Raw genomic sequence first — 14,036 nt, forward strand, 5'->3', positions numbered from 1 at the left:
CCCCATCTCCCCATCTCCCCATCTCCCCATCTAATCCACCATTTTAGCTGTATCACGCCACTACCCTAGACATGATTGTGTCTAAAAGTGTTCTTGAAATTTTATTTCCTAGAAATAGTTTCCTAATTACAGCGTAGCAATTTCAAATAACAGAAGGTATGAATATCTCCAAAAAATTATCAGGGTTTTCTCAGGATCTGTAGCTAAGTTAATGACAATTGTAGTTTAAATATTTTTTACGCATAGTTATTTAAAATGAATTTTATCGTTAAATGGCCTAAAAATCTCAGATTACAGCGGTGGAAACTCGATCCATCTTCTTTGCAAACACGCCTAACATTGGGTATTGCATTATTTTCAGTATTAGGACTGGGGAGTGTAGCTTTGTGGACAAGTTGGAAGATGCAGCAATTGTTGATAGTTACTCATAAGCATAATATTGAGCAGATAGCTGAACGTTTTCCCAGAGATGTTGAAATGTACAGTGAAACGTGGTACGTCAAGAAAAGTTTACAGAAAGCTATTGATAATTTAACATTGGCCAATGTATTTATTTGGGTCAAAAATCAGCAAGGTACTGTGATAGTTCAATCACAAAATTTCCAGAGTGACAGTGACCACTTTGTTTTAAAATCTTTAGCTGAAATGCCCTCAAAGCCTTTAGTTTATCCAATAAATGGACGCTATTTTGTGTTATGTGGTGGTCCTTTAACAATTAATGAGATGAATGTTGGGAAACTCTATATTGCTCTAGACATTTCCCGCGATCAAAAGATGTTAGTGACTATGGTTATGAGTTTAAGTGTAGCGAGTATTTTGGCAATAATTGGAGTAACACTTGCTATAACTGTCTATATTCAACGTTCTCTCATGCCTCTGCGTCATATTAGTCAACTTGCTGATAATGTTAATGCTGATATTCTGGATCGAGCAACGGTTTATTTAGAACGTGCTCCTAGTGAAGTTAAGGAGTTGGCAAGGACTTTGGATACTATGTTGGGACGGTTGTCTGATTCTTGGGAACAGCAAAGACAGTTTGTTAGTAATGTTTCTCATGAGTTAAGAACTCCTTTGACTATTGTTTCTGGTTATCTTCAGAGTCTTTTGAGAAGGGGTAATAATTTAACGGAGATTCAGAAAGAAGCTATTTCGACAGCTTCTGGGGAAGCACAACGTACTATTGAGTTATTGAAAGATTTGCTGGAGTTAGCTAGAGCAGATAGTGGACAAATTCATTTTCATTTAGAAGCGGTTGTACTGAATGATTTGGTAGCAGAAGTGGTAGAAATGGCTAAACAATTTAGCGATCGAGAAATTATTTTGAGGTTTGGTGATGGAAATAATATTGTTAATTTAGAGCAAATATTTAGTGGTAGTAAAAATTCAATTATTACAGAAAAAATAATCTAGACTCTACACATATTGACAATTCTAAAAAATTAAATTTAGAACATAATGTTGAGGGTGATTATATGGCTAGTAAATTAAGTTTAAAATCAAAAAATATTGTCGGAAAATCACAATATCAGATTGATAAAACTATAAAATTCTCGTTAATTGAAGTTATGGTAGACCGCAATCGCTTGAAACAGGTTTTACTAAATTTAATTGATAATGCTGTTAAATATTCTGGTGAAGATTCACCGATAATTTTAAATTTGTGTCAACAAAGTGGTGAAGCAATTATTCAGGTATGTGACAAAGGTCAGGGTATTTCTTTATCACAACAAGCTAAGATTTTTGAACGTTTTTATCGAGCGGATGAAGCTAGAAATCGTGCTGGTGGTGGGGCTGGTTTAGGTTTATCTATTGTTAAAACTTTGGTAGAAGGAATGGGAGGAACTATTCAAGTTTATTCAAAGTTAGATAAAGGCAGTATATTTACTGTGAAATTTGCAGTTAAAAAATAGTTTTTGTGGTTTGTAATTATAGCGGTTTTTGCATATATGGAGTAATACAAAATTGATAAATATTTGCTACAAATAATACCAATTCCCAAAAGCAATGCTATACTTCAGTTATACTTCAACAGTCAAATATTTACCAAGATTCAAAGTCTTTTTTTGACAATTATTAGTCGGTTAGTATAGATTTTTCCTACTTTTAACCCCTCCCCCCACCTCCCACACTTCCCACACTTCCCACACTTCCCCACCCACCCCATCATACATAGCATTCTTGCGTGAGAAATGGTATAACTAGGGTTTGCTGATTAAATCTAAAAGCATTGAGATATAAAGCCTTAGCGCATTTTTTAGTTTAAAAAAGTCCAAGCTTAATGGTCGTAATGGTTCAAAAAATTAGCATTTTAGGCGGCTTTGTTGCGCAGAATAATCCCTTGATTATTCTTCCTCCTACCTCCTCTATAATTCCCATTTCTCCTGTCTCCTGTCTCCAGTATAGCTGTCTCCTACCCTTACCCATAAGACTTTTGAGCGCAAACCCTAACTAGGTTATTTCTTGGGAGTAAACCCACCCCTAACCCCTCCCAACCCACCCCTAACCCCTCCCAACCCACCCCTAACCCCTCCCAACCCACCCCTAACCCCTCCCAGGAGGGAGGGGAAGTCAGGAGTCAGGAGTCAGAATGAATAGTTTTGATACCATTTATTAGGCAATAATTTATCTTTTTAGTTCCAGGAACATCTCCTGCACTTGTCTTTTAACTTCCCTGATTAAATGTTACAAGCTGTTTAATTCAGATATTTATCTCTCCTGAGTTTATGATTTTTAACTTCCATTTATAGAACCCCTGAATATAACCCCTGAATGGTATCTTTGTTAATACTGGTTTTTTTTGCCAAGAAGTTAGGATATTTATATTTAATTACATAATTGATATTATTCTCCAACAATCAAAAATCAAATCAATTATTGTACTCTTATTCATCAATTATTTCCCCCTACTCTGTAGGGACGTTGCATGCAACGTCCCTACTCCCTACTCCCTACTCCCTACTCCCTTAATAATTTCAGCGATCGCTCCTTATGAATTTTTTTAACTTTATGCTCGCCACTAGAATTTTTATTATTAAACTTATCGGAAAATAATCAGAATAACTACTTCAGCAATTTCTCTAATTTATGGGAAATAATTATAAATTATAATTAACTTATCCTTAGCTGTAAAATTGTATAAATGGATATGGCTAAAAGTGACCGATATTAATCAAGGATTTGATAAAAATTTCATTCTTATTAAGTTTTGTTTAGGTCAACTGGAAAATTTCAACTTCCTATATAAATCTGGTGGTTAGGCTATGAATGATCCTCATCAATATAGTGCAAGTAGTCAGGAAATATGCCAAAATGTTATCAAGTCTATGGAAAGTGTGTTGTGGTCAGTTGAAGCATTAACAAAAAATCTTCTTTACCTTAGTGATAGTGCTGAAATAATCTACGGAAAACCAGTATCTGATTTATTAAGAAACCCTCTCTCCTGGCTAGAAGTTATTTATCCTGAAGATCGGCCCAAAGTAGAAGATTCTATAGCTATTATTAGCTCAAATAAATTCTTAAAACTACAATATAGAATCGTTCGTTACTCTTCTAGTTCTGAACAAGAAATTAGATGGTTAGATGTTCGAGCTAAACTTATTTGTAATGCTAGGGGAGAACCGATTAGGATTGATGGTATTTCAACAGATATAACTAATGATAAAATATCAATTTTTCAAGAAACTGTAGAAGATGATAGTACAAAAAAATCTCCTATTTTACTTTTGAATCATAGCCCGAACGAAAACTATAATTCTCAACTCCCATATCTCACTATAGACCGGGAAAAACACATATTTGAACATCATTTTATTGAATTAGATAATTTATATAGAGTCGATAAAAATAGGAAAAATCATGGTTTTTACCAACTAATTATTTCAATAAAATGTCAACTATTTCCTTAATAAAAATCTGGAGTAATCAAGATAGGTCTCAATCTTTGACCAAAGTAAAACGAAATATAGGCCGGGATTTAGAGGAATATAAAGCGGTACTAAATATTTTAAAAATAGGATTTTTTATTACAGATAATATAGGTGATTTTATTGAAATTAATCCCAAAGCAAAGCAGGTTTTTGGTTGGCAACGGCAGGAAATTCAGTCAATCAAAGCTGCTAAGTTAGAGTTGAAAATCATCAGATATGATGGCACAGAAATGCCAAAAGAAGAATATGCTTGGATTGTAGCTTGTAGAGAAAAAAGGACTGTTGAAAATTTACAAATGGGAGTGGTTCAAGAAAGTAAAGAAGTGATTTGGCTTAGTGTGAAGTCTACTTTTATCTCAAGTTTAAATGACATAATTATTACAACTTATTCTGATATAACAGAATGCAAAAAAGTCGAAGAAAAATTAAAAAATTCAAAGCTTAAGTACCGTGCATTTATACAAGATGCGGGTGAGGCAATTTTAATTGCTGATTTACAGGGAAAGATTATAGAAGCTAACTATAAAGCTACAGAAATATTGGGTTATCACAGAGAAGAACTTGTGCAAATGCACGCCAAACAAATCCATCCACCAGAAATACAGCAAAAAGTAATAGCGACAATACTGGAAACAGCAAAAAATGGCAAAAATGTTATACCAAATATTCTAGCTTTGAGGAAAGATGGCAATTGGATTTGGGTAAATATTATTTATAAAATTATTCAGTTAGAGAATAATGAAAAATTTTATCAAGTAATTTTTCAAGATATCACTTCCTATGTTTTAGCTGAAGCAGTAATAAAAGAAAGTGAAGAAAAATTTCGTGCAACCTTTGAACAGACTGTAATGGGAATATTTTTTGCTACTTTATCAGGAAAAATATTCCGATTTAACCAAGCATTTAGGAATATTTTGGGATATAGTAACGCCGATTTATCAAAGTTAAATTTGATGGATATTATTTATGCAGAAGAACTGCCAGATTATGAAATTAATTTACGCTCCCTTCTGTCAGAAAAAATACAAAATTATTCAACTGATAACCGTTTAATTCACAAAAAGGTAAAATTATTTGGTCATATTTGAATATATCTTTAATTAAAACTTCCCAAGAACCAAAATATTTAATTGGCTTGATTAAAGATATTACCCAGCGTAAACAAATGGAATTGGATTTAAAAAAAAGTGAAGAACGTTGGGAATTAGCCTTGCGTGGTAATAATGATGGTATTTGGGATTGGAATATTAAAACTAATGAATGTTTTTATTCAACGCGTTGCCAAGAAATTTTAGGTTATACAGAAACGGAAATTTTTAATCATGTAGATGATTGGAAAAATCGTATTCATTCTGATGATATTAATTTAGTAATACAGTCTATTCAAGAACATCTTAATCGGAAAACACCGTACTTTACTACTGAATATCGTATCCGATGTAAAGATAATACATATAAATGGATTTTGGATAGAGGTCAAGCACTCTGGGATAAAGAAGAAAACCCATTGCGAATGGTAGGTTCCTACACCGATATTACAGAACGTAAACAAGTAGAAGACTATCTACAAAGACAGACTCAACAAGAACAATTAATTCGTAAAATAACAGAACGTATTCGCCAGTCTTTAAACTTATCAGAAATTTTGCAAAAGGCCGTAGATGAAGTGCGAAATATTTTACAGGTAGAGCGAGTAATTATTCAACGTAAAATGTTAGATAAATCTATTCTTGTTTTAGCAGAATCTTTAGCACCAGGAAAACCCTCAATGTTAGATTGGGAATTTAATGATTATATAATTACAACTCAACAGTTTATACAAGAAAAAAATCAGATAAAATTATAGCAGTTACAGATATTTATCAATCCACAGTGAAACTATCTTCTACTAATTTATTAGATTTTTTCCAAATTAAAGCTTGCTTAATTATGCCAATCTTTATCCAAGAATCTACAACTATTGAAGAAGGAAGAAGGAAGAAGCAAGAAGGAAGAAGGAAGAAGGAAGAAGGAAGAAGGAAGAAGGAAGAAGGAAGAAGGAAGAAGGAAGAAGGAAGAAGCAAAAACTGGATGGGGCAAACCCCAACTAATTGTCAACATCCTGTAGACGGTGGGGTATTAAACCCAAAAGAAAAAGATAATATTCAAGCAAAAAGTTTAGTTGTTGGAGCTAATTCTACTAACGATGATACATTTTGGGGGATATTATTTGCTCATAATTGTAGCAAGAAACGCCAGTGGAAAAAATGGGAAATAAATTTATTAGACCAGTTAAGAATTCAACTAGAAATTGCTATTCAACAATCACAACTTTATCAACAACTGCAAAATGCTAATCAAGAATTATATCAACTTGCTACATTAGATGGATTAACCCAAATAGCTAATCGACGTTGTTTTGATGAATATTTAGAGAAAGAATGGTTACATATGGGGCGAGAGAAAAAACCATTATCTTTAATCATGTGCGATATAGACTTTTTTAAAAAATATAATGATACCTATGGACATCAAAAAGGTGATGAGTGTCTTCAGCAAGTAGCAAAAGCTATCTCGAAAGTAGTCAAACGTCCTACAGATTTAGTCGCTCGTTATGGAGGAGAAGAATTTGCTATTATCTTACCTAATACTCATTTAGAAGGAGCAATTCATATTGCCAATATAGTTCAGCAAAAAGTATATAAATTACAGATTTCTCATCGAAATTCACCAATATATAAACAAGTTACCCTAAGTTTAGGAGTATCTAGTATTATCCCATTCCCTGAAGCTACTTATAAAAGTTTAGTTGCAGGAGCAGATCAAGCACTTTATCAAGCAAAAAAAGAAGGTAGAAATCAGGTGATTCCCTATATAGGTGATATAATTATTGACTAGCTATCAGCTATTAGCTATCAGCTATCAGCTATCAGCTATCAGCTATCAGCTATCAGTCTAAAAATTTGCTTAGGTATCTGTTTGCCGAGCATTAAGTCAGGAAACGTTTTTTAATTAACTAAAATATCAAAGCTAAAATTGAAAATCATCAAAAATTATATTTGATAAGTTTTCCTAGTACATGACTACTTTTTATAGTCTATGTATCTAATACCAACACCCATCTTTTATACAAATTTAAAAAAAGAATGTTATGAATAATAAGCGCTATTAAAATACTTTATATGATATCATGTTCGGTTGAATACTTATAAATAACTGTTGTTAGGAGCCAGGAGTCAGGAGTCAGGAGTCAGGAGGAAATAAAGGAGGAATACACAGGAAATATTGGAGATAGGGTATTGATAATTTAAGTATTTTTTTGGTACTGTCGGTACTAGGAGTCCTTAAATTTTATTATAACTGATTATCCGAACATGATATGAAATGTCTATTTGACAAAACAAATAGTTTATACCATGTATGAAAAAAGAATGTTACGAATAATAAGTGCGCTCTCAAGACTTTAAAGGAGATGTCCTTTTGACAAAAAAGAGAATTTCCGTGTCTTAAAAATGGTATTAAAGCCATTCCCGTGTAACTCCTGACTCCTAAAAAATATCCTAGCTATTTGTAGCAAAAATTTATCAATTTGGTATTACACAAAAATCGTATTAAACCTATTCATTCTGACTCCTGACTTCTGAATTATATGAAATTTAATATTCTTTACAGACTAAAACTTAGGTCATCCAAAGCACTAGAAAATCTCAACTTCCTACAGATATTAATTATATTTATCATTCTATTAGGATTGTGGGCAATATTTGATTTATCTACTAACATATTGGCTGAATTTTTATGGTTTGAAGAACTTAATTATTTGCCTGTACTAATAACTAAATTACAAACAGAAACTTTGTTATGGATAATTACTTTTGTAATTACATCAGTCTTCTTTTTAGCAAATTTCAGACTAGCAAGTATATTTAAGTATCAAAAAAATCACAATCGAAAAACCGAAATATATGAAGAAATGATGCTAATTCCACCAGTAACTATGCCGTCAAGTAAATTGCGCATCGAACCCTCATTTAATCTAAGGTGGTTGTTATGTTTAGTATTAGGATTAATTTTATTCATAGGACTGATTCTAACCCATTATATTCAGGTATTTACTGATTATTGGCATCCTGATTTCACAGTTGCGAAAGTATCTCCACAAATTCCTTCAGCATTAAGCATAGAATCAATTTGGCAAATACTCAGTCAAATACCATCTAACTGGTGGCTATTAGGATTATTTATTGTATTAGGTATTATTGTCACTATTAATCCTATATTATGGTTGAGTATATTTGGGATAGTGCTAAGTTTAATTTTTAGTTTTATTCTTTCAAATCATTGGGGAAATATATTACAACTATTTAATGCTACCCCCTTTACTGAAACAGAAGATTTATTTCATATCAATATCAGTTTTTATGTTTTTCAAATTCCCGTATTACAATTATTAAAATTTTGGTTAGTAGGATTATTTTTATATGGACTGGTTGCTTGCACTCTCATCTATTTATTGTCTGGAAACAGTCTAAGTAAAGGCAACTTTTATGAATTTTCCCAACAACAACAAAGACATCTTCATGCTTTAGGTGGAGGATTTATATTAACCATAGCCTATAGTTACTTTCTAGCTTGTTTTGAATTAGTTTATTCTCAGCGTGGTGTCATCTATGGTGCTGGTTATACAGATGTTAAAGTTCAACTTCCTGCTTATATATTTTTGGCAGTTTTAGCATTATTAATTGCAGTATTTTTGTTTTGGCAAGCAATTTTTTCTATTAAAGATATTCAACCTTATATTGAAACCAGTCTCCGATTTTTGCGTTTGAGTCGAAGAAGGAAAAAAAAGAAAAAATTGAGTGCCAAATTATTTGCTGATAGCTACTCATTAAGAGCTATCTTAACATGGTATTTAATCATCGCAGCAGTAACTGGTTGGTTATTACCAAAAATTGTCCAAATAACCATCGTACAACCCAACGAAATAGACAGAGAAAGTCCATATATTAAACGTAGTATTAAATTTACTAGAGAAGCATATTTCGATCCAGAAAAATTAGAAGTAAAACTATTTAACCCAGAAGATCAACTTACCTATACTGACTTAATAAACAATAAATTAATCATCGACAATATTCGCCTTTGGGATACAAGACCAATTTTACAAACGAATCGACAATTACAAGAAATTAGACCATATTATGAATTTAAAAATGCCGATATAGACCGCTATACATTTCTGAATAAAAAAGAAGAAAGAACAAAAGATAATCCTACCAAAAAACAACAAGTAATCATCGCAGCTAGAGAACTAAACTATGAATCTGTACCTCAACCAGCACAAACTTGGGTCAATGAACATTTAGTCTATACTCATGGCTATGGTTTTACTCTTTCTCCAGTTAATCAAGTCGAAGAAAGTGGATTACCAGAATATTTCGTTAAAAATATCGGACCAGATCCAACTTTTGAAAAGAATAGTACCTTAGAAGTATTAGAAAGGATTAGATTCAGTATTCCTATTGGTAAACCTAGAATTTATTATGGAGAACTTACCAATACTCATGTAATTACTTCCACTGCGGAAAAAGATAGAGAATTAGACTATCCCAGTGGAGAAACAAACACCTATAACACTTATAGTGGCAGTGGTGGTATTGTTATTGGTACAAACTGGAAAAAATGGGTATTTGCTAAATATTTGAATAACTGGAGAATGTTATTCACTAATGAATTTACACCTCAAACTAAACTCTTATATCGCCGCAACATTAATGCCAGAGTTCGCTCTATCGCTCCATTTCTACGTTATGACAAAGACCCATATTTAGTAGTAGCTAATCCCCAATTCGACCAACAAGATATTACTCAAACAACACCCAGTTATCTCTACTGGATTTTTGATGCTTACACTACAAGCGATCGCTATCCTTATTCTGACCCAGAAAATAACGAATTTAACTATATTCGTAACTCAGTAAAAGTTGTAATTGATGCCTACAATGGCTCGGTAAAATTCTATGTAGCAGACCCAAAAGACCCAATTATTAAAACCTGGAAAAAAGGTTTTCCTAATATGTTTTCTCCCATAGAAGAAATGCCAAAAAGTCTCTATACTCATATCCGTTATCCAGTAGATTTATTTAAAGTACAATCCGAACTATTGTCAACTTATCACATGGATGACCCCCGAGTATTTTATAATCGAGAAGATTTGTGGCGAGTACCTATTGAAATTTATGGTAATCAACAGCAGAAAGTAGAACCTTATTATTTAATTACAAAATTACCAGCAGAAACTTCAGAAGAATTTATTCTTTTTCTACCCTATACTCCAGCAAGTCGTAACAACTTAATTGCTTGGTTAGCAGCTAGATCGGATGCACCAAATTACGGTAAATTACTATTATATCAATTCCCTAAACAACGATTAATATATGGTCCAGAACAAATAGAAGCTTTAGTTAATCAAAATCCAGAAATATCCCAGCAAATTTCTCTTTGGAACCGTCAAGGATCGAGAGCAGTTCAAGGAAATTTATTAGTAATACCAATGAATCAATCTTTGCTCTATGTAGAACCAATTTATTTAGAAGCAGAGCAAAATAGTTTGCCAACTTTAGCTAGAGTTATTGTTTCTTATGAAAACCGAATTGTAATGAAACCAACTTTAGATGAAGCATTAAAAGAAGTTTTTGAAGTAGAACCATTAGAACAACCTTTAATTGTGCCACCTTTGGAATAAGAAGAAGGAAGAAGGAAGAAGGAAGAAGAAGGAAGAAGGAAGAAGGAAGAAGGAAGAAGGAAGAACAGGACTTACACAAATTAACCTTGAAAATGCCATATGTAGGGGCGAATGGCATTCGCCCTCACTGGATTTAGTTTCCGTGCGTAAATCCTCAAGAAGTTAAATTTATTCTATTTAGAGTTTGCTGAAAAAGTCTTATGGGTAAGGGTAGGAGTCAGGAGAAATAGGAATTATAGAGGAGATAGGAGGAAGAATAGTCCCTTGATTTTTCTGGGCAACAAAGTCGCCTAAAATGCTAATTTTTTGAACCATTACGACCTAAAAGCTTAGACTTTTTTCAACTAAAAAATGCGAAAACCTTTATATGTCAATGTTTTTATATTTAATCAGCAAACCCTATTTAGACTAATAACTAATAATTGATAACTGAAAAAGCTGATAACTGATAACTGAAAAAAGGGGGGTTGACAAGAAAACTTGACATGATACTATATTCATAATGGAAAAGGTGCGCTCATATATACTCAAATAAATTAGGCAGAAAAAACCATACTTAGCGAAGAATTGTGTGATAAAGCCTCCCCTTTTAAGGGGATAAAAAGAAAAAATTTCATAATTAGTCAATCCTATCCGTTTTAAAGGAGAGGTAATTATTAATTCGCCCATTCTAAATTCTTAATTCTTGAACTACCAGGTAGTAAGCCAGAAAGTCTAATAACCAATAACTGATAACTCAAAAAAGTCTAGAAAATATCAAGATAAAGTCTGATAAGTGAAAAGTTAAGTATTCAGCATTCAACAGTTAGCTTATTGCCTTTGTCAGAAGAATTAGCATTAAGAGACTTCCGAGAAAAGAAGCGATCGCCTTAATTATGAGTTGACTAAAAATTAGTTAGAATAATTTTTTCGTTCGTAGTTTTGCTCTAGCCCCTTAAATATTTAGGACTGACGCCAAACCACCATATCTAGTAGGGGCGATTTTCTGCTGAATGCTCCTAATTGCGCGAATTGCCCCTACAGACGGTGTATAACTTCATTTTTTGCGTAAATCCTGATATTGATATTATTGCTCAAGTCCTACTACAAGCTAAATACTGAATAACTGATAACTGAAAAAAAGGGGGTTGACAAGAAAACTTGACATGGTATTATATTCATAATGGAGAAGGTGCGCTCATATATACTCAAGTAACTTAGGCCAAAAAAGCCATATTTCCCTAACTTAACAGCAAAATCAAATTACATAACTAGGAAAACTGTGAAACAAGGCTAGGTAGTATATTCTCATAACTGAAAAAACCATGCAGTTTGGAAAAATCTTGAGACAACGTTACAAAATTATCGGGTCTCCTCTTGGAAGTGGAGGATTTGGAGATACCTACTTAGCTGAAGATTTAGATTTACCAGAAAATCCGAAATGCGTAGTTAAACATCTCAAACCTAAAAGTTCAGACCCAGGAGTTTTGCCTATTGCCCAAAAGTTGTTTGAGAGAGAAGCAAGGACTTTGTACAAATTAGGCAAAGACTCAGACCAAATACCAAAATTATTTGCTCATTTCCAAGAAGGAACAGAATTTTACTTAGTACAAGAATATATAGAAGGGCACGATATTAGTAAGGAACTGACGCCGGGGAAAAAATTAAGCGAGTCTTACACTATCACCTTACTTGTAGGAATCTTAGAAGCATTAACCATAGCTCATCAAAAAAATATTATTCACCGAGACATCAAACCACAAAATTTGATGCGCCGTAAGTCGGATAACAAAATAGTATTGATAGATTTTGGGGCAGTCAAAGAAATAAGTGTATTAACTACAGGTCAACAACCAGGTACAGTAAGTTTGACTATACCAATAGGTACACCTGGATATATGCCTAGCGAACAAAGTAATGGCAAACCGAAACTGAGTAGCGATATCTATGCAGTGGGAATGGTAGGGATAAAAGCACTGACTGGCAAGGAACCCCACAATTTACCAACAGACCAAGATACGGAAAATATAATCTGGCGACAGGAGGCAAGGGTAAGTAACTATGTGGCAGATGTATTGGATAAGATGGTGCAGGAGTATTTTCGAGAGCGTTATAAAAATGCGATGGAAATATTAGAGGCGTTAAATATTCTAGCTGCTCCACAACCAATACCTGTTCCGACTCCAGTTCCGACAATAGCAGCAACTATTCCATCTATTCCAAAAACAAAAGTAGTACCTACACCACAACCAACACCAGTACCAGCAGTTTCACCTGTATCTAAAACTCCACCCCAGTTTGATCAAACCAGAAGACAAATATTGATATTAGGAGGTTTGGCAGGAGGTGGCTTTGTCACAGCAATATTAACTAATTTGTTTAGTAGAAGACCTCCAGAAAATATTTCTACTTCTGAACCAACTTCAGAAAGAACACCAGAAATTATTTCTTCTACTGAAGCAATACCAGAACCTCCCCCTCCACCACCACCAAAATTTTCTATTCAGACATTTACCACCGTCATAATTAACAGCAGAGGAGAAATAATAAGTCGTCTTCCAGGTCAAGCAGAAGTAATGACAGAAAACCTCGGCAATGGAGTCTCCCTAGAAATGGTAAAAATTCCTGGAGGTAGATTTCTTATGGGGTCTCCAGAGACAGAAGCAAAAAGATTTGATAATGAAGATCCGCAACATTATGTAGATGTGCCAGAATTTTTCATGGGAAAGTATCTAGTTACTCAAGCACAGTGGGAAGCAGTTATGCAAAATAATCCTTCTAACTTTAAAGGTGCAAACCGTCCTGTAGAAAGAGTAAGTTGGTACGACGCGACAGAATTTTGTCAGAAACTCTCAGAAATAACGGGTAGAAAATATAGTTTACCCAGTGAGGGTCAATGGGAATATGCTTGTAGAGCAGGAACAACAACACCGTTTTATTTTGGTGAAACTATAACGTCTGAGTTAGTTAACTATGATGGTAACTATCCTTACGGTAATGCACAGAAAGGAATATATCGAACAAAAACAACAGATGTGGGAATTTTTCCTCCCAATAGTTTTGGTTTGTACGATATGCACGGCAATGTCTTGGAATGGTGCGCTGATGATTGGCATGATAATTATAATGGTGCGCCTACAGATAGTAGTGCTTGGTTAGATGGAAATGAGAATCGTTCTCCGCTGCGGGGTGGTTCCTGGGTCAGCAATTCTGATAGATGCCGTTCTGCATATCGCATTAACTTCAATAGGGGCAACTACCGCAGCAACGCTTTTGGTTTTCGTATTGTTTGGTCTGTCTCTGGTTCCTAAATTCTTCCCCTTTATTCTTTTCCTCTTTTCCTCTATTCCCTCTTTCCCACATCCATTCGTACATCCGTGGCCAAATCTCTGTGTGCTTTCTTTTCT

The 14,036-nt window shown here is 33.7% G+C and carries 9 protein-coding genes; all 9 read left to right on the top strand.

Going from position 1 to position 14,036, the window contains the following annotated elements:
* Positions 1-255: 255 nt before the first annotated feature.
* The 9 genes from SAGCYANO_RS08510 to SAGCYANO_RS08550 all read left to right on the top strand — a co-directional run bounded on the left by SAGCYANO_RS08510 (position 256) and on the right by SAGCYANO_RS08550 (position 13,940).
* Complete coding sequence (locus SAGCYANO_RS08510; protein ID WP_202219679.1) at positions 256-1,410, top strand: histidine kinase dimerization/phospho-acceptor domain-containing protein; 1,155 nt, start codon at positions 256-258, stop codon at positions 1,408-1,410.
* A gap of 62 nt (positions 1,411-1,472) precedes the next feature.
* Positions 1,473-1,910, top strand: coding sequence for a cell wall metabolism sensor histidine kinase WalK (locus SAGCYANO_RS08515; RefSeq protein ID WP_202219680.1), 438 nt, complete (start codon positions 1,473-1,475; stop codon positions 1,908-1,910).
* A gap of 1,350 nt (positions 1,911-3,260) precedes the next feature.
* Complete coding sequence (locus SAGCYANO_RS08520; RefSeq protein WP_202219681.1) at positions 3,261-3,905, top strand: PAS domain-containing protein; 645 nt, start codon at positions 3,261-3,263, stop codon at positions 3,903-3,905.
* On the top strand, positions 3,887-5,014 hold the full coding sequence (locus SAGCYANO_RS08525; RefSeq protein ID WP_202219682.1) for a PAS domain S-box protein: 1,128 nt from the start codon (positions 3,887-3,889) through the stop codon (positions 5,012-5,014). Before SAGCYANO_RS08520 ends, SAGCYANO_RS08525 begins: the two co-directional genes overlap by 19 nt.
* Positions 5,011-5,772 (top strand): PAS domain-containing protein, encoded by a 762-nt coding sequence (locus SAGCYANO_RS08530; protein ID WP_202219683.1) that lies wholly within the window; start codon positions 5,011-5,013, stop codon positions 5,770-5,772. The genes SAGCYANO_RS08525 and SAGCYANO_RS08530 overlap by 4 nt, the downstream gene beginning before the upstream one ends.
* Positions 5,773-5,798: 26 nt before the next feature.
* Positions 5,799-6,803, top strand: a complete 1,005-nt coding sequence (locus tag SAGCYANO_RS08535; RefSeq protein ID WP_237395970.1) for a diguanylate cyclase domain-containing protein — start codon at positions 5,799-5,801, stop codon at positions 6,801-6,803.
* 751 nt (positions 6,804-7,554) lie between these two features.
* Positions 7,555-10,650, top strand: coding sequence for a UPF0182 family protein (locus SAGCYANO_RS08540; RefSeq protein ID WP_202219684.1), 3,096 nt, complete (start codon positions 7,555-7,557; stop codon positions 10,648-10,650).
* Positions 10,631-10,816, top strand: a complete 186-nt coding sequence (locus SAGCYANO_RS08545) for a hypothetical protein (protein ID WP_202219685.1) — start codon at positions 10,631-10,633, stop codon at positions 10,814-10,816. The genes SAGCYANO_RS08540 and SAGCYANO_RS08545 overlap by 20 nt, the downstream gene beginning before the upstream one ends.
* A gap of 1,138 nt (positions 10,817-11,954) precedes the next feature.
* Positions 11,955-13,940 (top strand): bifunctional serine/threonine-protein kinase/formylglycine-generating enzyme family protein, encoded by a 1,986-nt coding sequence (locus SAGCYANO_RS08550; protein ID WP_202219686.1) that lies wholly within the window; start codon positions 11,955-11,957, stop codon positions 13,938-13,940.
* The last annotated feature ends 96 nt before the right edge of the window (positions 13,941-14,036 follow it).

The organism is Okeania sp. KiyG1, from assembly GCF_014132355.1.
Classification (GTDB): domain Bacteria; phylum Cyanobacteriota; class Cyanobacteriia; order Cyanobacteriales; family Microcoleaceae; genus Okeania.

Coding starts and splice junctions, on each gene's coding strand:
- SAGCYANO_RS08515 (WP_202219680.1), top strand. CDS start 1,473: ATGGCTAGTAAATTAAGTTTAAAATCAAAAAATATTGTCGGAAAATCA.
- SAGCYANO_RS08525 (WP_202219682.1), top strand. CDS start 3,887: ATGTCAACTATTTCCTTAATAAAAATCTGGAGTAATCAAGATAGGTCT.
- SAGCYANO_RS08510 (WP_202219679.1), top strand. CDS start 256: ATGAATTTTATCGTTAAATGGCCTAAAAATCTCAGATTACAGCGGTGG.
- SAGCYANO_RS08540 (WP_202219684.1), top strand. CDS start 7,555: ATGAAATTTAATATTCTTTACAGACTAAAACTTAGGTCATCCAAAGCA.
- SAGCYANO_RS08520 (WP_202219681.1), top strand. CDS start 3,261: ATGAATGATCCTCATCAATATAGTGCAAGTAGTCAGGAAATATGCCAA.
- SAGCYANO_RS08550 (WP_202219686.1), top strand. CDS start 11,955: ATGCAGTTTGGAAAAATCTTGAGACAACGTTACAAAATTATCGGGTCT.